Source organism: Hymenobacter pini (assembly GCF_020421205.1).
Lineage (GTDB): Bacteria > Bacteroidota > Bacteroidia > Cytophagales > Hymenobacteraceae > Hymenobacter > Hymenobacter pini.
The window spans coordinates 280,695-301,300 of sequence record NZ_JAIZZH010000002.1 but is presented as its reverse complement, the minus strand read 5'-3'; the positions used below and the strand labels follow the sequence as shown (position 1 = coordinate 301,300).

The following is a 20,606-nucleotide window of genomic DNA, read 5'->3' as shown; positions in this document are numbered from 1 at the left end:
TAAAGCCCCATGGCGGAGACCCCCGAAGAGCGGAAAGTTAAGATTGTCGTCGACGCGCAGCAGCCCAACGCCAGTCTCAAAGAGATGGCGGCAGGCTTGGGCGTGCTCAATAGTCAATTGTCCAAAATGGCGGCCGATGACCCCGGCCGGGCCAAGTTGCAGGATGATTATGCCCGCCTGAACCAACGTATCCAGGAAACCCGCGCCGAAATGCGCCTCGTCGTGAAAACGGCCGAGGAGCTGGCGGCTGAGCAGCAGCAGCTGGCGGAGCAGGCCGAGCAGCTGGCCCAGTCTCAGGCGGCGACCGTGCGCACAGGCCAGCAGTCGTCGGCATCAATGCGTGAGATGAAGGATGCCGCCGGCATTCTGGCCAAGCAGCTGGAAGAGGTATCGGCCGACGACCCGGGCCGGGCCGCCCTGCTGCGCGACTACCAGGTACTTCAGCAGCGTATCCAGGCTGCTGGTACGGAAATGCGTACCTACCAGAAAACGGCCGAGGAACTGGCCGAAGAGCAGCGGCAACTCGCCGAGGCCACCGAGCGCATGAACCAGGAAAACCGCCAGGTTATCCTGAATGGCCAGAAAGTGGAGGCTACCTTCGGGCAAATGAAGGCAGCTGCTGCCCAGTTGGAGAAGCAACTGGACGAAGTGGCGGCCAACGACCCGGGCCGGGCGAAGCTGATTCAGGACTACAAAGAACTGAAAGAGCGGATTGAGGGCGTGAAGAAGGAGTTGGGTGAGGCTGCTGAGCCGGCCCTGACCTTCAAGGATGCCCTTGCTTTCGCCGGCGTGGCCGTCACAGCCGAGGCCGCCCTGGACATGATTAAGGAGCTGGGTGCCGAGGTGATTAACACCACGAAGGAAATCGGCAAGATGCGCGCCGATATCAACTCGCTCACCGGCGCCACTGGCACCGAGCTGGATGAGCTGACCGTGGGCGTGCGCGCCCTCTCGCAAACCTTCGGTAAGGAATACAACGAAGTGCTGGTGGCCAGCAACGCGCTGAGCAAGCAGATGGGTATTTCCCAGAAGGAGGCGCTCAAGTTGCTGGAGCAGGGCTTTGTGGCCGGTGCCGACGTGAACGGCGAGTTCCTCGACCAGGTGAAGGAATACCCCGCCCAGTTCAAGGCCGCCGGCGTGTCGGCCTCTGAATTCATCGGCATTGTCACCAAGTCCCAGACCTCGGGCGTGTTTTCCGATAAGGGGGCCGACGTGGTAAAGGAGTTCGGCCTGCGGATCCGGGAGCAGACCAAGGCCACCGGCGACGCCATGGAGGCGGCCTTCGGTACTGAGTTTACTCAGAAGCTGTTCAAGGGCATCAATGACGGCTCCATTTCGTCGGTGCAGGCCCTGCAACTGGTGTCGACGCAGATGAACGACACCAAGATTCCGGCTTCGCAGCTGCAAACCGTCATTGCCGACGTGTTCGGCGGTCCGGGCGAAGATGCCGGCCTGGAGTATTTGCAGTCGCTGAAGAACATCGGGGGCGGGGTGGAAACGCTCATCGATCAGACCAACCCCTACGTGCGCCAGCAGCAGGCCCTGCTCAGCTCGCAGCGCGACCTGGCGGAGGCCCAGAACGAGCTGACCAAGCAGTTTGAGGGCACCGGCAACAGCATCGATATTCTCACCAATGAGTCGATGACCTTCCTCTACACGCTGCTGGCCTCGCTCGGGGCCACGTTCAAGGAACTGTACGCGCCAGTGCAGGAGGTGTGGCAGGAGCTGCTGGAGCTGGGCGAGAGCATGGGCCTGGTCAGCAAGGAGGGCAGCCTGGTCAAGGATATTGCCAGCGGCATCGGGGCCGTACTGCGCCTGCTGCTCACGCCCCTGCGGCTGGGCTACGAGGCGTTTGCCGCCATGGCCAAGTCCACCATCGAGTGGGTGAAAAGCTCCAGTGACGCCCGGGCGGTCATCTACCTGATGATTGCCCCGCTGCGGCTGCTCTTTGACATGCTGCGCGACTCGCCGGCGTTCTTTGAGGGTTTCTCGGCCGCGGCCCGGGCCTCGTTCACCCAGGTGGGTCGGGCGTGGAAAGCGGTGCTGGCCGGCGACATCAGCGGTGCCGTCGATGAGTTCAATAAAATCGGGGGCGCCGCCGGCCGCGCCTACCTGAAAGCGTTTGATGCTACCCGGGCGGCCCGCCCTGCCGAGGCGGCGGCCACCAGCCAGGATGGGGGCGATGCGCCCGATACCCGGCCTGGCGCCGGCGGCGACGGCACGACCAAGGAGCAGCGCGAGAAAGCCGCCAAGGAGGCCCAGGCGGCCCGTGAGAAGGCACGCAAGGAAGCCAAAGCCGCCCAGGACAAAGCCGACCAGCAGCACCTGGATGATCTGAAGCGGCTGGTAAAAGACGAGTTAGTTGTATTCAGCGGCCGCGACGCCCTGCGCAGCCAGCTGGACCAGAAAGGCTATACGGATGAGCAGCTGCGGCGCGAGGAGCAGCGGCAGAAAATCTTCCAGGACGCCAGCGCGCAGGTCGATAAACTCACCGGGCTGGAGAATGATTACTCGCAGCGCGTGGAGGATATCCTGCTGGCGCGCGACCTGAAGCTACGCGAGTTGCAGGCTACCTTCGATGCCGAGTCGGAGAAAAAGAAACAGGAGGAGCTGGACAAGCGCATCGCCGGGGCCCAGGCTGACGAAGAACAGCGCCTAGCGGAGCTGGAGGTAAAGCTGGCCAATGGCGTTATGGATGAGTGGGCCTTTCAGGATGCAGTGTACGCCGTGAAGCAGGCGGCCCTGGAGCGGGAGCTGGAACTGGTCAAGCAGAAGGGCGGGGAGGAGTCGGCCGAGTATAAGAAGCTCCAGGCCGAGAAGCTCCGGAACCAAGCGGACTTCCTAGCCTCTCGCAAGGGCATGGATGAGGGGTACTATAAAATCGAGAAGGGTCTCACCGCCGCCCGCCGGCTGCTGAATTCCGATGAATTCAACGCGCTGCTGGAGATGACCAACAAAAAGACTATCCTCTATAAAGCCGGGGTGGCGGCGCAGAAGGCGCTGGCCATTGCCGAAATCGGCATGAGCGTGCCCAAGCAGTATGCGGCCAACGCCGAGGCTGGGGCCAAGATTTCGGCCCTGGCGCCGCCGGCTACGATTGCCCTGGGCACGGCCTACACCATCGGAGCCAACATTGCCTCCACCGCGGCCGCCGGCGTGGGTATCAGCAAAATCCTGGGCCTGGGCTTCCGCAAGGGGGGAGCCACCGGCTCGGGCCTGAGCGTGGGCAGCAGCGGTAAGCTCCTGGATCCGGAGGGTTTCCCGATTGCCGGCGTCGTGCACGAGAATGAGTACGTGATTCCGGAGTGGATGCGTGCCGACCCGCAGGTGGTGCAGGTCGAGCAATGGCTGGAGCAGAAGCGCCTCGGCGGCCCGGGCTTCCGCCAAGGTGGCTCCACCTCGGGCGACGTAGAGCCGGCCGCCGGCAGCGGGGCCTCGGCCGACCAGCAGCTGGTGGACGTGCTGCGCCGCCTGGACCTACGCTTGCAGGACGTGGAGCAGTGGGCCCGCGAGCTGGGCGTGCACCTGGACGTGCATCTGCTGGAGCGGATACTGGAGGAACGGGAGGCCACCCGGAAGCAAGCTGAAATCAAGTAACCGAAGCGTTCAGATTAGAACTCTTTTTCGAACACTTTTTCATACCATGCTGACGCCCCCGAAAACGCCGTTTTTCGGGGGCGTTTTTTAATAGGTAATTTGAACACCCGAAACAGCAGGCAGCGGTGTAATTTTGAGAACTAACTAAACCATACTATGACAACTACTACTAAGGCATTACTGACCTTCTTCGTTGGATTTCTCGCGGCAATCGGAGCTGTGGCAATGGCCTATTTCTATTTACCTGCTTCCGCGAAAACAAACTTCGCTACGCTCGGCACCGTGGGTGATACTATCGGCGGTATAGCCGGGCCACTACTAAACCTAGCCGGAATGCTCATTGTGTATTTCTCCTTGCAGGAGCAATTGAATGCAAATACCACCCAGTATGAAGCCTTGCAACTCGAAATCGGCAGAACGTCAAGCGAAATAGTGGTAAAGACGACAGAGCAGATTATAGAAAGTGCAGGGGGGGAAATAAAGCAACGGTTAGCAGATATCAGAAGCATTGCTTCTGGGATAAGCAGGATTGACGAACAAGTTCAATCGCACCGATTCCTGACCAAATCTGATTTTGCTCCACAGGCTAATAGAAATTTAGCAATACAGGATGAAAAGCTATTCGAGGCCGCAATGCTATTGTCGTTATGCTATAATAAGGTGTTTAGCGATGATTTTCCTGCAGCATATAAACTTTTCGTAGTTAGGAAGTATCACAACGAATGCATCATGCCTTTAGAATCAATCATGGTTATAAAACCAGTAGAAACCGTGCTAGAGGAGGAATCTGTTAAAAACTTCACGTTAATGATGCAGATGAAGAATCAGTTTCTATCTGACAAGGCAAACATCTACGAGAAGGCGTGGGACTTGTCTAATGCTGCATCGAAATGAGAGTTGCCCTTTACGCACGCGTCTCTACCGCTGACAAAGACCAAGATCCCGAAAATCAGCTGATGGTTTTACGACGTGAGGCTGAACGAGCAGGCGACACTGTATATAAAGAGTACGTCGACGAAGACTCCGGCCGCAAGAGCAACCGCCGGGCTTTCCAGGAAATGATGCGCGACGCCCAGAAGCGCAAGTTCGACCTAGTGCGCGTATGGGACCTAAGTCGCTTCAGCCGCGAGGGTATCGAGAAGGTGTTTGAGCACACGTCGCTGCTGGAGCAGTGCGGCGTCAGCTTCTGGAGCTACTCGGAACCACTGCTCAATACCACCGGCCCGATGAAGGAGCTGATGAAGGCCATGATATCCTGGGCCGCCGGCTACTACTCGCAGCGCCTGAGCGAAAATGTGAGTGCGGGCCTGGCCAGAAAGAAGCAAAAGGCCGCCGAGAAAGGGGAGGTGTATGTCCACGGCCGTCGTGCACTAGCACCTGAGTTGGTCGAGCATATCCAGCAGCTGCAGTCCGAGGGCCTGAGCGTCCGTAAAATCAGCATAGCTACTGGAGTGCCAGTGGGCACTGTGCATAAGTATATGGCTGCTAAGAATTGATATTCGGATTATGACCTATGAGTTGAGTTATTCTTTTAAATTGATCAGCACTATCTTTTATAAAATCATCATTAGAAATAAATCTCTGGATCTCATCCACCATTTTATTTTCTAGTAATTCCAACATATAGTTGACCCCACCATAAGGCATAGCCTTTATGCTATTTATTTCTTCTGCTGATAGAACTAGTGACATAGACTGATTTATCAGTTTGTCCTCCTTCCATGGTTTTATCTCTCCCTTTTGATAGCCATCAATCAACTGATAGGTCGTTCTTCCAATAATAGACCCGTAAGCATACTTGAGAGTCCAAAGGGTGCTAGAGATGAATGGTTTTTGATAGTCGATAGGGTTGGTTGCTTCAAATATTATTTGGTTCACTTCTATTGTTGAAAGGGACGATAGATCACGACCCCAGCTTTTAGATCGCCCAATTTGCTCAACGTCTGTAAGCTCTTTGTCATTTAGAACTCGGTGCATTAGATATACACAGCCTGGTATACTATTCTTGGACTTTAATATGCACTTCCAATATTCATCTACTACCTCTAATCTTTTAGCCTGTAACTTTTGATATACAGCACTGTGGTTTGAGTTTAGACTGGATATGAACGTGTTGTTCTGGGCTATTATGGCCTTGATGTCTTCAATCTCTCTATTGTTTTGACTCTGAAGTCTATAAATCAGCTTCTGCTGTACTAAGCTGCTGATAAATACAGATGCTCCTATTAGGATAACGCCTATTCCTCCTACAGCACCGACCAGGTAGTACACTTTGGATAATATGTCCGCTTGCTCCATTTGAACTAGATGAATGTGAGTTCCAAGTTAGAGAACAATTTGTGTCCTTTCTGACCGTGGCAGAGGGTGGCAGTTTTGGGTCCATTTCACACATACCCAAACCAAACCCTCAGCTTATGAGAAGTTACATTGTTCTGCTCTTCGGCAGCCTTTGCTTCATCCTGGCCACGGCCTGTAGCCGGCCGGCACCGCCTCCAGTGACGCCGGCACCGGTGGACTACTTCTACCAGGAGCGAAAGTGCGCACCCGTAGAGCACCCGGCTGATGCTCCCACGCAGGAGCAAGTGCGCGTGAGCCAAGTTGCGGCTCCCACCACCGACGTGTCTGCACCACGTCCCCGGTTTTATCAGCGCTGGCGTCGCGTACATGGCCGCTGGTACCACTTTACCTACAGGCTAGGGGATAAGCGGGCCGGTTTGCCACATAAATTGCCACATAGTCGCAGTATACCCCGATTAGGCGGAGATAAGGCCGATTTTGGTTAACATCATTGGTCCGGGTGGGGACGGCTTTTTTTGTGCCCTGCTTTTTGCTGACTAATAAAAACGCCCTGCTGATATCTAGCAGGGCGTTTTTGTTTTCGGTATTAGGCAGCAGTAAGCGGCGTTAGGCGTTTTGCCGCCACCAAATCCGCCACCAGTTTTGGGGTATTTGGCAGGCAAAATCCGCCACCAGTTCCGCCGCCAAATCCGCCACCAGTTCAGGCGGCCAGTTTGGCCACGCGTCGGTAGCTTTCGACCAGTTCTTTCTCGTTGGTGCCCAGGTAGCGCAGGAAGCTCTTTTCGGTCTGGTGGCCGGTGGCCAGCATCACCTGGGTGCGCGGCACGCCCTGGTAGATGCGCGTGGTCACGAAGGTTTTGCGGCCGATGCGCGAGGTCACGTGCAGGCGCGTGATGCCGGCGAGCTGGGCAATGTGGGGCAGGTACTCGTCCAGGTCGTAGGTGGCGGGCAGGCACGTGGCCAGGCCCTGGCCGGCGTACTGCTCTACCAGCTGCACCGGCTTGAGCACCTCATCGTCCAGGAAGGGGATGTAGCAGAGAATGCCGGTTTTGCCGGCTTCCAGCTTGATCAGGTCACCCTGAATGTGCTCGGGGGCGAGCCTGTCGGCGTCGGAGATGCGCAGGCCGGTATAGGCGCAGAGCAGGAACTTGTCGCGGGCGTGCTGCAGGCGCTGCAGGTGATCCTGCAGGGTGAGCTTGCGCCGGCCGTGGGTGCCCGTGCTCAAGGGGAAGGCCTCCAGCAGGCGGGCCGCCACGGCCGGGGTATCCAGCTCGACCTGCTCCCAGCGGCGCAGCTCGGCGGCGGTGAGAAAATCGGCCCCGACGTAGGTTTCGCGGGCCTTCCAGTCGTGAAACTTGGGCGTGGTGGGCAGCTCCCGGTCTTCGCACCAGTACAGAAACTGCTTCATGCGCTTGATGTAGCCGGCAAACGTGTTGGTGCCGTTATCCAGCACCTCTACCTGGTAGGTGAGGAACTTCGCGTAGAAATCCGCATTCATGCTCTGGAAGGTGAGCGGGTACTTCTGCTGCTGGCTGAAGTTGTCCAGCTCCTGGCGCACGTGGCGGAGCTGGCGCAGGTAGCCGGTGCTGAACCGGCGGCCGGTTTTCTCCGAGACCACGCTCTCCATAAAGTCGCACCACTGGTCCATGTACTCCAGCAGGCTCACGTGCCGGCGCACCGGTATTGGCAGCTCCGCCGGCGTGAGGCCCCGGGCCTCGGCCAGCAGCTGCTGGTAGCGCGTGCGTAGGGCATCCTCCATCTGCTGCTCATCCAGGCGCAGCCAGTTGCGCCGCGCTTCCTGGTGGGCTTCCTGGCCGGCCTGGTTCCAGCGGCTGAGCACCTGGTTGATGGCGTCGGCGTACGCGCCGGGCTTATCCTTCACCCGGCCCGTTTTGCCGTTCCAGTCAGCCGGCCGGCAGTACTCGCCGGAGCTCAGGCGCAGCCGCCGGTTATCCCACCAGAAGGTAATCTGAATAGGGGCGGTGCCCTTTTTCTTGGACAACCGCTCCGTGCGCAGCTGGTACGTGACTTCCATAAATAAGCGCGATAAGGTAAAGGCTCGAAACTAGAAAGCCCCGCCCGAAAGCTACCAAACACGGCCGGCGGGCATCAGGCTGGAAATACGTAAATAACTAATTATTTTAGTAGATAATTAACTAATTATTTTGGCAGGGCGTATACTTGCACCTAACCAACTCATTTGAAGGCCATGTGTGAAGTATTGTTTGTCCCCGTCGTGCGGGGCCCGCTCGTGTTGACATTCTTTGATTCCTGCGTGCCGGCGGGGTTTCCCTCGCCCGCCGAGGACCACGAGGGCATGAAGCTGGACCTAAACCAGCTGCTCTTGCCCAACCCCGATTCCAGCTACCTGGTGCGGGTAATGGGCGACTCGATGACGGGCGGCGAGTCCGGTATCCGCGACGGGGCGCTGCTGGCCGTGGACTGTCGGCTGGAGGCCCGGCCCGATGACGTGGTCATTGCCGTGGTGGAGGGGCAGTTTACCGTCAAGCGCCTCGTGAAGCGCCAAGGCGAGCATTGGTTTCTGGTGCCGGACAATCCCAGCTTCCCGGAGATTCCCATTGACGAGCCGGATTTGTTTGACGTGTGGGGCGTGGTGACGCACGTGCTCACCGAAACCCGGCGCGGCCGGCTCTCGGCCCACGTGCGCGTGAGCTGATGTACGGCCTGGTTGACTGCAACAACTTTTACGTGAGCTGCGAGCGGGCCTTTCAGCCCCGGCTGCTGGGCCGGCCCGTGGTGGTCTTGTCCAACAACGACGGCTGCATCATCTCCCGCTCGCAGGAGGCCAAGGACCTGGGCCTGAAAATGGGGGAGCCCTATTTTCAGGTCAAGCCCGTGCTCGTGCGCCACGGGGTGCAGGTGTGCTCCAGCAACTACGCCCTCTACGGGGATATGAGCAGGCGCGTGATGCACTACCTGGCCTCGGTAGTGCCGGAGATTGAAATCTACTCCATCGACGAGTGCTTTCTGGACCTGCACGGGCTGGAGCCCTACTGCGGCACGCTCGTAAAGCTGGCCGCCGAGTGGCGCAAGCAAATCAGCAAGCGCACCCACATTCCCGTCTGCATCGGCATGGCCCCCACCAAGACGCTGGCCAAGGTGGCCAATCGCCTCGCCAAGAAGCTGCCCGAGCAGCAGGGCGTGCTGTGCCTGGACAGTGCGGCACTGCGGCAGTGGGCGCTGGAGCGCACCCCGGTGGAGGACGTGTGGGGCATTGGCTTTCAGTACGGGCGCAAGCTGCAGGAGCAGGGCATTCGCACGGCCGCGCAGCTGGCGGCGCAAAGTGAGGGCTGGGCGCGCAAGCAGCTGGGCGGGGTAGTGGGGGCGCGCCTCGTGCGCGAGCTGCAGGGCACGCCCTGCCAGGGCCTGCTGCCGAGCGAGGACGGGAGCCTCTCGCGCAAGAGCCTGGCCTGCACCCGCAGCTTCGGCGAGCCCCTGCAGGAGTTTGCCGACCTCTCGGCCGCCGTGGCCCACTTTACCAGCCGGGCGGCCGAGAAGCTGCGCCGGCAGAACTCGGCGGCCAGCGTGCTCACCGTGTTCTTGAGCAAGAACCGCTTCGGGCTGGAGCCCCCGCCGCACACGCGCTCGGCGGTGCTCACGCTGCCGGCGGCCAGCAGCGACACGGGGGAGCTGCTGCGCTACGCCCGGGCGGGCCTGAAGCGCATCTGGGAGCCGGGCACGGTGTACAAGAAAGCGGGGGTAGTCCTGGACGGGCTGGAGACGGCCGGCCAGCAGCAGCTATTGCTCTTTGAGGCCAATGAGCAGGCCGAGCGCCGCACCCAGCTCATGGCCGACCTGGATAAGATCAACCAGCGCTTCGGGGCCGGGGCCGTGCGCTTTGCCGCGGCCCTGCCCCAGAAGGGTACCTACGTGCTGCCCTGGGTCGGGCAGAGTCAGTTTCAGACCCCGGCCTATACGACCGTGTGGGAGGATATTCTGTGTATTCGGGGGTGAGGGCAGACAGGCCCTGCCTGTCTGCCCTACGCCGCGATTTCCTCCCGCCCGCTGGCCGCCAGGGTCAGCTCGGGCTGGACAGCGGGCATCTCAACCTCACAGGTCGTGCCCATGACCTGCTCAATGTGTGCCTGCACATGCTGGGCAATAGCCATTGATAGGAGTGGGGGCACGGCGTTGCCTACCTGGTTATACTGGGACAGGTAGTTCTCATCCTCTCGCCCCTTGCTCTTGAGCAGCTTGCTGGATACCTGCGTGCGCTTGCCACAGAAGACATAGGTGTCAGGAAATGACTGCAGGCGCGCAGCCTCCCTGGCCGTCAGGTTACGGGGAAGGGTAGGATGAATGAAGGTGGAGTAGAAGGAGGCCGGGATGGTATAGGAAACCATCCCAGGTCGCAGGTGTCGGTAATTGGAGCTGTACGTGGCAGCGGAGAGCTCCCCGCTAGCGCCGCGCCTGAATACGCGGTACTGTTCCTCCATCTCCGCTAGGGCCGTGCCGCTCTGGATCAGCCGGAAGCGCTCCACCAGGCGCTTGGTGTGCTTCATGGCCTCATGGTTATATACCTTCCGGCTACCGCGTCGCGCCCACCGCTGGTAGGGAGTGCTGGCGCGCATGCCGTAGCTAGGCAGTACGTCAGCTCCCTCCCCGGCACTGATCTGAGGCAGGTCTGATAGGGCGTCCCACACGGTGACGGGCGGTAGCAGATCCGCGTCGAAGCGCAGCTGGCCCTCCGCAACGGGTAGGTAGTGCGTGGGGCGCGGGGGCTGCTCGATGGGCGCGGCCAGCGAGCCAACGATAAATACGCGCTGCCTGAGCTGTGGTACCCCATACTGCGCGGCGTTCAGCTGCCAGACCGTAACATGATACTCCAGGTCCTGAAAGGTCCGGCGAATCACGTCGATAACCTGCTCACCACTCTCATTGGCTCGGTAAAGCAGGCCATACACGTTCTCCAGCACGAACACGGATGGACGAAGGGCATCCACCCAGCTGGCGAAGTTATTGAAGAGCGAGTTGCGAGGGTCGTTGGGATTCTTTACCGGGCCAGCCATGCTAAACCCCTGGCAGGGTGGCCCACCGATGATGACGTCCGGGCGCTGGCCTACCAGCGCCCGGACTTTCTCACGCGTAGATACCTTCCGGATATCCTCCTCAATTATGGTTGCCTTGGGAAAGTTGCGGCGCAGCGTCTGCGCCGCCCACTTGTCTATTTCTACGCAGGCGCGAACCTCGTATCCAGCGAGGCGAAAGCCCTCGCTGAACCCGCCCGCGCCAGCAAAGACATCTACTACAGAGAGTTCCAACATTTACTCACAAAATTGCTTCTGCGAAGGTCGGAAAATAGCGGTAAATCTGCCTATACATCCTAATATCTGCTGCATCAAGAGCTGGTGCCTTCCCAATAATGCTCTCATAGGTAACATTATCATCGTCATCTATTCGCACAGAGTGGATCATGGATTCCAGCCAGCCTAGCTCCTTGATAGTGAGGTTTGGAATACTCACGACAAACGGCTCGAAGCTAGGTCGATAGAAGCCAATGTCCTTAAAGCCTGCTTTATCAAAGGTTTCAGTATCCTTTTTGCTTACAAGTATCCAGCCGAATGTCACCATGGTCGGGCCATCGGCGTACTGGATATTTACCACTTGATGAGCTACGATTTTGTTTTCCTCTTTTGCAAGCCCGTTACGTGCATTCAACGACTCATTAATTACGCCAGTTAAAATGCCGTGATACAGTTCTACTAATTCAGGGGTTGATAAGGCCTTCTTATCAGTGCCCGCGGGAATATACTTGCCATTGAGCCGCTTCGTTAACTGTTTATACCTGTAAGCTTCTTGTTGTTCAGGAGTAGCACCTGGTAAGGTCTCTGCTTCTACATTGACAGTGATTAGTAAGAAAGAGCCAGGTAGTGCTCGTTGAGTAGCTATGCGAAGATCATGTATAAAATCATTTTTTAGGCCCTTAACATAATCAAGCCATACTATCGCCTTACCCGTACGCCATGGCATTCTTGGCAGATGCTCTGTGGCTGTGCCGAAATGTATATTGACGCACGAATAAGGACGATTGAATTCATATCGATTAACTGTGAATTCGTCCGGCTCATCAGTAATTTCTTGCTCAATGCTATGCATATTATTTATTCCTAATATTCTATGGAATAGAAGGTAATCGGTGAAATAAATAGATCCAAATCCTATATACAAGTATTCTTCTAATCTACCAAATACACTTAATCGTGCCATGATTTCGCATAGCATTTTTCTTTCCGCGCCTTTTGCTGGACGCAGACGATAATTAACAGCCTCATGATTAAGCATACTATCCTACTTTTTCTATTTCGTAACGATAGTAATAGTCGAAGGTCATTTGACCTACTTCTCTATAGGAGCTCAAGCCGAGTTTGCGTTTCACCTTATCGGCTTTGCTCTTGGATATTGAATACTGAATTGATTGCTCGGTTTTGGCTGGCTTAGCTCTTGGCGTTGGCGTTGGGGCACTGAAATCCCCATCTCGAGTGTCTTGAGGAGCACTCACAATTTGCACTAGGCTAACTGATGGAGCTTCTTCAACCTTCTGATTCATGACCCAATTTGAAGAAGGGTTAACATCTTCACCTCCTTCTCTTTCAGCTTTAAGCTGATTTAAAAATGTAATGACAGGATCGGACATTTCTATCATTTTAGCACGTACTGCCAGATACAGGCGTGAGTCCATATCCAAATCAGTTTTGGTAGTCGTCCAAGGCAGAACCGAAGCATCAACGCTTGTGAAGAATGCATATCCTCTAAATCTAGAAAACTGGCCATGATATTTGGCGAAACCATCACCACCTTTACCTGTCCAACCAGTCCGCCAGGATTGCTCTGGCCCGACAACAAGACGGTCGTTACAGAAGATATACCACCCTCCCTCTTCCAATACTGCATCGCTGAGGCCAACTATTAAATGAATCTGTACTTCTACATCTTCATTATTTTCATTTTTCACTGTTTGAGTTGTAGTAAATTGCCCAGCATTAAACTCATCGCTGGATTTAATATCCATATGTTTAGTGTTTAATTCTGAGCCATTTATGCTTATTTTCAAGCCTCTGTTAATATTAAATAAATTCTGCGAGCTGAGTCTATTGCCTAAATCAGATTCGAATGTTGTTCCATTTTCGCTGGATACTGAATCGTCTCCAAATCTTTGTGATACATCTGGATTAAGATCTGTTATTTTAATTTTTAATCCGCGCTTGTTTAATGGGTTGTTGATAGGCGCACTATCACTGGTTTCACGCAGAGTAGAAAATTCAAATCCCCAATCGTTTTGCATATCGGGGCTGGCCCAATTATCCACATTGATCTTTAAAATGAAGTCAGAGTGCTCGGCAACCGACTTAACATGGATATTACGGCCAATTTTGAATAAGGCCCGCTTCATCCCGATGCCAAATCGGCCAACTGATCCAGGCGTATGCTCTGCTTCTGGATCTCTACCAAACCTGAATGCTCTGTTGCGAGCAACAGATGCTTCCATCCCACCGCAGTTATCTTGAATTACAAACTCATCAGGAGCAGTTGTGATATTGACTTCCAAATTGTCAAGCCTGAAGCTTCTCAGTCTTTGTTCGGGAGTAGTGGGGCCTTCGATATCTTCTGCAACAAGTGCGCGTGCCGCATCCACAGAGTTGTCAACCAGATCTGCGATAGCATCATGAAGTTGTAAGTCCCTTATTAGCATGTTGATGAAGAAATCCTTGAACGGCCGGCCATCAATTTTCTTCGGGTCTTGTTCAGCATCCCTTATCAAGGTATTTGCGTTGGCATCAGTAGTGGGCATGTGCTTATATTAATTTAGTTAGGCCTGAGTTGGGAATTAGCAGTCTCGTTTTTTTGTTTTTATTCTATGCAGCCGAACGCCCCCTTTGCGAATCTTACACCTATTGAGCGAAGTAACCTGATGGGTAAAATTCGCAGCAAGGACACAAAGCCGGAAATGTTGGTGCGACACTATCTTCATGGATTAGGTTACCGCTATAGACTGCATGATCCTAGGCTTCCAGGAAAGCCTGATATAGTATTTCCAAGTCGTCGGACTGTCATCTTTGTACAAGGCTGCTTTTGGCACTGGCATGGGGAACAGTGTAATATTCGCCCAGGTAAGCCGCGCACGAATCCGGAGAAATGGGAAGCGAAGCTCAAGGGAAACGTAGCTCGTGACCAGCGTCATCAGCAGGCCCTTCGTGAGGCTGGCTGGAAGGTCTTAGTTGTCTGGGAGTGTGAACTGAAGGCTGCTATCAGGCAGGAGACCCTGGATAGGCTAGTTGGAGAGATATCCTAGCTCTTTCTCCTAGGCAGTATCTTCGGGGTGGGTAAGGGGGCAAGGCCGCTCCAAGTAGTCTCATCCGCCTGCGAAATCAGGATGGATGGCGGCCTATTAGCCTGTCTGATGTAGAGTGTCTCATCCTCCATCACCTTTTCAATTGCTGCCTTAACGCTGTTATAGACCGCGTCAATGCTTCTGTGTTGAACACCAGAAACAGGCCTGGCTACGTCATAGTGGTACGTGCCTGATGGCAGTCGATACTTGACCTTCTCTTGATCCTCAATGTCACGCCGAAATCCAATCTTCAGCATCTCGGCGTGTAAGTCCGCATAGTCGTCGCTGCCATCCGTGCGATGGAGTACTACTCGGGCAATATAGGAATTCATGGCACTGGGGGTAAGGGAAGGTAATTACGGTTTTACATAACACCCCGCTGGGTGCTACGGGCTTACAAGGATATGCAATAGGAGAGGTCGGTAAGTAAGCAGGTGTTATACCCTGCTATTCGGCAAGCTACAAACTTTTTCAAGTGCGTATATACGTTCCTATGACACTTTTTTCGCCCACTGTAACAGATTGCGCGAATATGCAGCAGGGCTATGAATATGCTATGCCTAAAGCTGCAACAGGGAATAGTGTTAGATTTGACCACAATACACGCCTGATAACTACTATGACAAAGCAGCTTGTGCTCAATATTACCTGCTCACGCGAGCAGACTATCACTCCGCACCGAGCAGGTCGTGTAGTCACTGAAGTTAGCAAGCATGTGACGCTTGAGTTACAATGTAAGAGGTGTGGGAATAGAAAAGCGCAGGAGTTGCAGGATCTACCATCTGGCTACCATATTTATCAGGTGCAGATTGTAGGAGAGGATAATCCAACGCTGCCCGCGGAGTTTCGCGCTCAGCCACTACCGCGCCTTGAGGAGTCTCTGACAGTGCTGGCCACGTCGGAGCAGCATGCGCATGAGGAGGCGGAGCGACTGTCCAAGAGTCGCTTCAGCGGCCACATTGTGACTTACTACATTAATGGACAGTTGCACCTGAACGAGCGGTTTTGATGCCGCATAGAACGCATTGTGCCTCAAGCCAGCAAATCTCCCAGCCGCACATACGCCGCGTAATCCTGCAGCCGCTCGGAGCTATCAGCGAAGCTCTCCAGCCGCAGTACGGTGTAGTGCTCCAGCTCTAGGTACACCTCGCAGAAAAAGCCCCCGTCCATCAGGTACAAGCTCACGCCGTCCTCTTCCTCCCAGCGGCGGGCCAAGAAGCGGCCCTCCTCCCAGACCAGCGCCAGTTGCTGCTCAAAGGGTAGGGCGTCGAAGAGGGAGTGGGAGGTGGGCATTGTAAATAATAGTCTATTCTGGGTACTGGTAGTTATTTTTCTTCCTAATAATATCAAGACATCTACCTGCAAGCCTCCTGGGAATGCGGAGTTCCGATGCTATAAATTTGTCTAAATCTCTGTCCCAGGGAAATATTGGGTTCAATGCCTCTACCTTTTTGACCAACCGTTTTGTTGGGTTGGGGCGATCAAAGAACATACTAGCTTCCTTATTCTGGGCTCTAAGATTATTCCATTTGACGAGTCGTAATCTCTGATTTTCGAGTTCATTAAACAACGCAGTTGCGTGTTCGTCGGCACTATGAAATTTCTTCATTCCCGAACTAATTCTTGACATACGATTGAGTATGCGCTCCAACTTCCGGTACGTCTTCGGCTCTATACCAGCAGTGAAAAGGATGTCAAGCGTAGTTATATATAAGGAGAGAAAACGCTTATAAAGCTTAGTAAGTGTAGATGTATTGCCAAATGAGGCAAGACGGCCCTCATTTGATTGAAATTCGAGGTAGAGTTGTAGACCTGTTATATACTTATAAAGCGCTTTGGAATGTTTATTTAGTTTTTCATGCTCATAATTGTTTGCATCCTTATTAAGCTTGATATCATAAGCCTGGATGCCTTTTGAGAAGGCAGATAAGCGGTGCTGCTGCTCACTTGTGTAGACGAGTAATAGAAGTGCTGCTTGCCGTTCAGACGCTAACTTCCCTACTAGAACAGCAATAAACACAAGGCCACTAAGCACTTCTAGCGCAGCAATTATTTTTCCTGCACCAATGGGTGCTATGTCACCATAGCCTAGGGAGGTAAAAGTGATAACGCTGAAGTACAGCGCATCTAGAAAACATACAGGATCTGCTTGACTAGCTAATTTGGCAGCACCTAAGACCCAAAATAGAAAGGCGCTGGATAGGATAATGCCGGCTATGATAAATGCAATGACCTTATAGGAAGTTCGGTCTAAATAATCCCCGATGAATGTAACTAACTTCTGTCTTGGCTCGGTTTTAACACTTGGCTCCATATTAATTCACTGTGCATTGTTGTAGCGTATACGAAAACTTATAGTAGCAGCCTCATATACAATTACTTCTGCTGCCCGCGCAGCAGTTAAATAATCAGTTCCTTATTCTGTACCTGGCCGCGGAGCAGTATTTCTTACCGTGGACACTTACATCTTGCCCATTTCTCTGTCGATATCAGCGCTGGAATCAACATCAGGAATGAATTGGTTGAGAAGAAGCAGCAGCCCAAGCAGGACCGCTAGCCCAATTAGGACTCTTTTCAGCAGTCGCATCAGTTCGGCCGGTTATGCCCCCCACGGAGCAACGCCAGCACCTCCTCCTTCGCCGCAATCAGGTCATCCTTCGCGGCTATGAGTGCCTTGGGCTGCTTGGGGAGAGAGTGTAAACTATGCTTCATGTGCAGTACTGGAACGCCGAAACGACCACAAACTTAGAAGTAGCAGGATGCTGGCAGCTAGGTACAGCAGTGGTTGCGAAAGGAAATCGAAGGTTTTGAGTGGGTCTTCGCTGGATATGAAGTTGTGCGAACTGGTGAGAGTATTCAGGAGAGTAACACCGCAGAGGGCAAGGACTAACGTTTTCGCCTCGCGGAAGCCCTTCCTGATGTAGTAGTACGCCACCAGCAGGACAGGAGAAATCAGGTATAGCATGATATAGTCCTTGGTCTGCAAAGTAGGGGCGAAGTAACCCGTATGCCGCAGATAGTTCATCAGGACACTCAGGCCAAAGGCCAGGAACAGAAGGTTGGATGCCCAGACATCAAATCTGTGCTTTTGAACAGTTGCCATCAGCTGCGTAAGTTTTTGGAGCTACGCAGCAGCGTTAGTACTTCCTCCTTAGCCGCAATCAGGTCATCCTTCGCGGCTATGAGTGCCTTCAGTTGCTCATTCTCCCTGCGTACGGTAGCAAGTTCCTTCTCCAGCTCCGCCAGCGCACCCCCGCGTTTCGCATCCACCACCTGCACCTCGGCCGATCCATCGAGAAACATCTCGCCACGGCCGAGTAGGAGCCAAGCTGGGTTCAAATGCTCAATTGCTCGGAGAAGTGTAGCTATGTAGTCAGCATTGGGGACAGAACCTCTAGTTGTATATCCTCTGGTAGTGCCCTCATTCACACCAAATTTCTCGCTGAAGCTTCTAGGATTCAGACCTAAAGCCTTGATGAGAATTGAAAGGCGCTGACTTATAGTCTCTTGGCTCATATTTGTGAGCAATTGGAAATTATTTCTCTGGACAATTGTCTATTTTTAGACAATTGCACGTATGTTTGTACGTACTCGCTGCCCAAGTAAAGCAACCGGCAGCCAAATCGTCCAAACACGATGGAAGACCTTGCCCCGTACTGCCCCGATACCATCCGCCAGTTCAGCCAGCCGGTCAAGGCCGTGCTCCGGGAACATGGCTTTGTCAGCACCGAACTGTTCGCCCCCGATGGCTCGGTGGGCGTGCAGGGGGCCTGGATCAACCCGGGCCAGCAGGTGTTTCTGGCTATCTACCAGCATCAGACCCGCACGGGGCGCAAAACGCTGGAGCTGCGGGCGCAGCAGGGGGCCTATGCGGCCGGCACGGGCCGTCTGCTCGTGCGCGATGTGGTGGATGTAGCCTTTTTACTGGGCAGCTGGGAGCCGCTGGCCGAAGCCCGCGCCGCCGCCCGGTCTAGCGCAGCCACACCTGGTGCAGCAGCGTCAGCCCCTCCAGTACCAGCTGCCGCTGCCCCGCCCACGAGTGATGCACGTGGGGCGAGGGAGCCAGCAGCTCCAGCAGCTCGTCGGCCCGGTGGGGCACCGCGGGCTCCTGCGGCAGGTAGGTAAACAAGAACCGCTGCGCCGCATCCAGGGGCCCCCGGCCATCTGCTTCCTCGGCCTCCGTGGCTTCCATGAGGCGTTGCCCCAGGGCTTGGAGTTCAAGAAGCAGGGCAGGGGCTACCGCCATCGGGCAAAGACATACATACGCGTTTCAAATCTACTCTTTTTCCCCATTGTCATGACGGAAAAGCAGAAATACTATGCCCTCCTGGCGCTGGTCTGCGAGGACCTGCCGCACTTCGCCGTGGACCGGGCCATCCGCGCCGGCTATGGCCAGCAGTACGCCTCGGCCTCCACGCGCCTCTCGCACGTCAAGCAGGGCAAAGTGGCCTGCCTGCCCGACCTGCTGGCCCTGGTGGAGCACTCCCTGCCCGAGTTTGCCGTGCCCGCGCACCTGCGCCCGGAGCACGCGCCGGCCACCTTATTCGAGAAGTAGTCCACTTTTCCCTCTATACCCTTCGCTTGCTATGCACCTCAACACCGACCCCCGGCAGCCGGCCCGCCGCCCGTGCCTGCGCGATTTAGCGCGCCTGACCACTACGCTCTTGCCCCCGGCCGTGGTCATGCTCACGTCCCTGGACGAGCTGGAGCGCCGCTGCCAGGAAATTGACGCCACGCACCCCCAGTACCGGGAGGAAACCCCGCTGGTGCGCCGCTACGAGCAGCAGCGCCGGGCGGCCCTGCGCGGGGAGCTGCGCCTGGTCACGGCCACGGCCACCGAGGCCCCCGCCTTTCCCGAATCCGCCACGCGTGCCTAACTGCCCCGGCCATGTCCAAACAGCTATTCTTTCCGCCGATTTCCCTCACCGATGCCCGCACCGGCAAGCGCGTGCGCGTGCAGCAGCTCCCGGAAGGGGCCGCTCTGGTGCCCGCCCCCGAGCCCATTCTGGGCTACAGCTACCAGCAGGGCCACCTCACCGTGTACGTGCGCGGCACCATGCCCCCGGAGCTGCGCACGGCCCGGCAGGAGGGCACCACCCACCAGGAGGTGCTGCTCGTGCCCGAGCTGCCCAGCGGCATTCGGGAAATCGACTGGACCGACTGCCGCCGCGAGTTTCAGCTGCTGTTGCCAAAAGCGGCCTGAGGATGGTACACCGGTATTACCACTCAGCTAACTGGCAGGTGACACAGGGCCTGGCACAGCCGCAGGGCATCTTGGGCCAGGCGCTGCCGGGCTCCCATGTGTTGCCAGCTCATGTCCCGAGCGTAGGCATCCAGCAGGTAAAAATATTCCTGCAGTTGCAGGGGAGTGGCCGACACCAGGCGGTAGGTGGCCATATTTTCCAGCGCACGCTGCAGGCTGCTTTCCAGCAACTGCAATTCCTCGGGTGTGAGCGTGGGAGCCTGCGCCAGCTGTTGCAGGTGAGGCAAGTGCTCCAGCAGGTGTGGCAGGTGCATAGGGGAGTAGGCAGAAGAGCGACCAAGCTGAATATACAGGATATGGTCGAGCTTCACAAGCAGGGAAGCAATCGGTTCGGTGCACCCCTTCTCTCGGCGATACGGGCTGCTAGCCGGGTCGCCTGCGATGGGGCAGACTGCCCGAGTGTGCCCGGGTGGGTAGCAGACCTGGTCCGCCTAGCGCAGCAGGGCAGCTACGGCCAGCAACTGCTCTCGCTGCTGCTGCCAACTGAGCGCGTGGGCCTGCCGGCGCAGGATTTCGAGCTGGGCAAGTGCCTGCTCAATCTTCGGCTGATCGTAGCCGGCCAGGGGCAGGTACCGGGCCTCGCGTACATGGCCCAGCCACTCGCGCTGGTAGACGCCCAGCAGCAACTGCTCCAGGTGGGTGCCTTGGGTGATCTGCTCCACCAGCGAGGCTTGCCGGGCAACGACCAGCAGCGGCAGCAGCTCAGCGGCTGGCCGGTTGGGCTCCAATACGGGCATGGCGGGCAGCGGCATAAAGTGGATTGGAAGGGTACTGCAGCGTCTGGCGCAGCATGTGCAGGGACTGGTGCACGGCGGCAATCTGCTGCTCCAAGCTTGGGGCTGGAAACGGCACGGCGGCCGCCAGTAGCGCCTGCTCGTGCACGAATCCGCGCTGGAACGAGGCCGGCCAGGTTTTTTGGTCGAATACCGGAATCTGCCGGTAGTAGCGCAGCAACTCGCGCCGGATGGCATAGAGCACGCTGGTGCTGGTGGGCGAGCAGGCAAGAGCTTCCAGCTCAGCGTGCAGCTGTTGAAGGCGCGGCAGTAGCGATAGATCCATAGCAAGGCGGGGGCAAAGTATCCTCCCTACGACAGAGCA

At 55.9% G+C, this 20,606-nt stretch carries 23 protein-coding genes; 9 read left to right on the top strand and 14 right to left on the bottom strand.

Translation table 11 applies throughout. From position 1 onward, the window contains the following. The first annotated feature begins 9 nt into the window (after window positions 1-9). The 3 genes from LF252_RS07745 to LF252_RS07735 all read left to right on the top strand — a co-directional run bounded on the left by LF252_RS07745 (window position 10) and on the right by LF252_RS07735 (window position 5,093). The gene (locus tag LF252_RS07745; protein WP_226269009.1) at window positions 10-3,597 is read left to right on the top strand and encodes a phage tail tape measure protein; all 3,588 of its coding nucleotides are present in this window, start codon (window positions 10-12) and stop codon (window positions 3,595-3,597) included. A 156-nt stretch (window positions 3,598-3,753) separates the two neighbouring features. Next, the gene (locus tag LF252_RS07740) at window positions 3,754-4,491 is read left to right on the top strand and encodes a hypothetical protein (protein WP_226269008.1); all 738 of its coding nucleotides are present in this window, start codon (window positions 3,754-3,756) and stop codon (window positions 4,489-4,491) included. Next, complete coding sequence (locus tag LF252_RS07735; protein WP_226269007.1) at window positions 4,488-5,093, top strand: recombinase family protein; 606 nt, start codon at window positions 4,488-4,490, stop codon at window positions 5,091-5,093. The genes LF252_RS07740 and LF252_RS07735 overlap by 4 nt, the downstream gene beginning before the upstream one ends. Here LF252_RS07735 and LF252_RS07730 read toward each other — a convergent pair. Next, window positions 5,083-5,895, bottom strand: a complete 813-nt coding sequence (locus LF252_RS07730; RefSeq protein ID WP_226269006.1) for a hypothetical protein — start codon at window positions 5,893-5,895, stop codon at window positions 5,083-5,085. The genes LF252_RS07735 and LF252_RS07730 overlap by 11 nt on opposite strands. A 700-nt stretch (window positions 5,896-6,595) precedes the next feature. Beyond that, the gene (locus tag LF252_RS07725) at window positions 6,596-7,930 is read right to left on the bottom strand and encodes a phage integrase SAM-like domain-containing protein (RefSeq protein ID WP_226269005.1); all 1,335 of its coding nucleotides are present in this window, start codon (window positions 7,928-7,930) and stop codon (window positions 6,596-6,598) included. 216 nt (window positions 7,931-8,146) lie between these two features. On the opposite strand from LF252_RS07725, the gene LF252_RS07720 reads away from it, so the two are divergent. Both LF252_RS07720 and LF252_RS07715 read left to right on the top strand, forming a co-directional pair. Beyond that, window positions 8,147-8,572 carry a LexA family protein gene (locus LF252_RS07720; RefSeq protein WP_226269004.1) on the top strand — a complete coding sequence of 142 codons (426 nt, stop codon included), beginning with the start codon at window positions 8,147-8,149 and terminating at the stop codon, window positions 8,570-8,572. After that, complete coding sequence (locus LF252_RS07715) at window positions 8,572-9,870, top strand: Y-family DNA polymerase (protein ID WP_226269003.1); 1,299 nt, start codon at window positions 8,572-8,574, stop codon at window positions 9,868-9,870. Before LF252_RS07720 ends, LF252_RS07715 begins: the two co-directional genes overlap by 1 nt. Window positions 9,871-9,896: 26 nt before the next feature. On the opposite strand, the gene LF252_RS07710 is transcribed toward LF252_RS07715, so the two are convergent. Genes LF252_RS07710 through LF252_RS07700 form a run of 3 tightly spaced genes read right to left on the bottom strand, consistent with a single transcriptional unit; the run spans window position 9,897 to window position 13,705 of the window. Next, entirely contained in the window at window positions 9,897-11,180 is a 1,284-nt protein-coding gene (locus tag LF252_RS07710; RefSeq protein ID WP_226269002.1) for a DNA cytosine methyltransferase, read from the bottom strand. Between the two features lie 4 nt (window positions 11,181-11,184). After that, a complete protein-coding gene (locus LF252_RS07705; RefSeq protein ID WP_226269001.1) occupies window positions 11,185-12,198 on the bottom strand; it encodes an O-methyltransferase in 1,014 nt (337 codons plus the stop codon). A 1-nt stretch (window position 12,199) separates the two neighbouring features. Beyond that, on the bottom strand, window positions 12,200-13,705 hold the full coding sequence (locus tag LF252_RS07700) for an ATP-binding protein (RefSeq protein WP_226269000.1): 1,506 nt from the start codon (window positions 13,703-13,705) through the stop codon (window positions 12,200-12,202). Between the two features lie 66 nt (window positions 13,706-13,771). On the opposite strand from LF252_RS07700, the gene LF252_RS07695 reads away from it, so the two are divergent. Continuing rightward, a complete protein-coding gene (locus LF252_RS07695) occupies window positions 13,772-14,206 on the top strand; it encodes a very short patch repair endonuclease (protein ID WP_226268999.1) in 435 nt (144 codons plus the stop codon). On the opposite strand, the gene LF252_RS07690 is transcribed toward LF252_RS07695, so the two are convergent. The 6 genes from LF252_RS07690 to LF252_RS07665 all read right to left on the bottom strand — a co-directional run bounded on the left by LF252_RS07690 (window position 14,203) and on the right by LF252_RS07665 (window position 18,491). Further along, window positions 14,203-14,577: a hypothetical protein gene (locus LF252_RS07690; RefSeq protein WP_226268998.1), complete on the bottom strand. Its 375-nt coding sequence runs from the start codon at window positions 14,575-14,577 to the stop codon at window positions 14,203-14,205. The genes LF252_RS07695 and LF252_RS07690 overlap by 4 nt on opposite strands. A gap of 700 nt (window positions 14,578-15,277) precedes the next feature. Next, complete coding sequence (locus LF252_RS07685) at window positions 15,278-15,538, bottom strand: hypothetical protein (protein ID WP_226268997.1); 261 nt, start codon at window positions 15,536-15,538, stop codon at window positions 15,278-15,280. A gap of 13 nt (window positions 15,539-15,551) precedes the next feature. Continuing rightward, the gene (locus LF252_RS07680; protein WP_226268996.1) at window positions 15,552-16,559 is read right to left on the bottom strand and encodes a potassium channel family protein; all 1,008 of its coding nucleotides are present in this window, start codon (window positions 16,557-16,559) and stop codon (window positions 15,552-15,554) included. Between the two features lie 387 nt (window positions 16,560-16,946). Then, the gene (locus LF252_RS07675) at window positions 16,947-17,348 is read right to left on the bottom strand and encodes a hypothetical protein (RefSeq protein ID WP_226268995.1); all 402 of its coding nucleotides are present in this window, start codon (window positions 17,346-17,348) and stop codon (window positions 16,947-16,949) included. After that, window positions 17,348-17,761, bottom strand: coding sequence for a hypothetical protein (locus tag LF252_RS07670; protein ID WP_226268994.1), 414 nt, complete (start codon window positions 17,759-17,761; stop codon window positions 17,348-17,350). The genes LF252_RS07675 and LF252_RS07670 overlap by 1 nt, the downstream gene beginning before the upstream one ends. A gap of 454 nt (window positions 17,762-18,215) precedes the next feature. Further along, a complete protein-coding gene (locus tag LF252_RS07665; RefSeq protein WP_226268993.1) occupies window positions 18,216-18,491 on the bottom strand; it encodes a hypothetical protein in 276 nt (91 codons plus the stop codon). A gap of 51 nt (window positions 18,492-18,542) precedes the next feature. On the opposite strand from LF252_RS07665, the gene LF252_RS07660 reads away from it, so the two are divergent. From LF252_RS07660 to LF252_RS07650, 3 genes are read left to right on the top strand one after another with little or no spacing between them, the layout of a single operon-like run. After that, complete coding sequence (locus LF252_RS07660; protein ID WP_226268992.1) at window positions 18,543-18,800, top strand: hypothetical protein; 258 nt, start codon at window positions 18,543-18,545, stop codon at window positions 18,798-18,800. Between the two features lie 31 nt (window positions 18,801-18,831). Beyond that, window positions 18,832-19,122, top strand: a complete 291-nt coding sequence (locus LF252_RS07655) for a hypothetical protein (RefSeq protein ID WP_226268991.1) — start codon at window positions 18,832-18,834, stop codon at window positions 19,120-19,122. Window positions 19,123-19,133: 11 nt separating this feature from the next. After that, window positions 19,134-19,448, top strand: a complete 315-nt coding sequence (locus LF252_RS07650; RefSeq protein ID WP_226268990.1) for a hypothetical protein — start codon at window positions 19,134-19,136, stop codon at window positions 19,446-19,448. A 23-nt stretch (window positions 19,449-19,471) separates the two neighbouring features. Here the strand turns inward: LF252_RS07650 and LF252_RS07645 are convergent, their stop codons facing one another. From LF252_RS07645 to LF252_RS07635, 3 genes are all read right to left on the bottom strand, one after another. Beyond that, entirely contained in the window at window positions 19,472-19,762 is a 291-nt protein-coding gene (locus tag LF252_RS07645) for a hypothetical protein (protein WP_226268989.1), read from the bottom strand. 177 nt (window positions 19,763-19,939) lie between these two features. Further along, complete coding sequence (locus LF252_RS07640) at window positions 19,940-20,245, bottom strand: hypothetical protein (RefSeq protein WP_226268988.1); 306 nt, start codon at window positions 20,243-20,245, stop codon at window positions 19,940-19,942. Then, complete coding sequence (locus LF252_RS07635) at window positions 20,211-20,567, bottom strand: hypothetical protein (protein WP_226268987.1); 357 nt, start codon at window positions 20,565-20,567, stop codon at window positions 20,211-20,213. Before LF252_RS07635 ends, LF252_RS07640 begins: the two co-directional genes overlap by 35 nt. Between the last annotated feature and the right edge of the window lie 39 nt (window positions 20,568-20,606).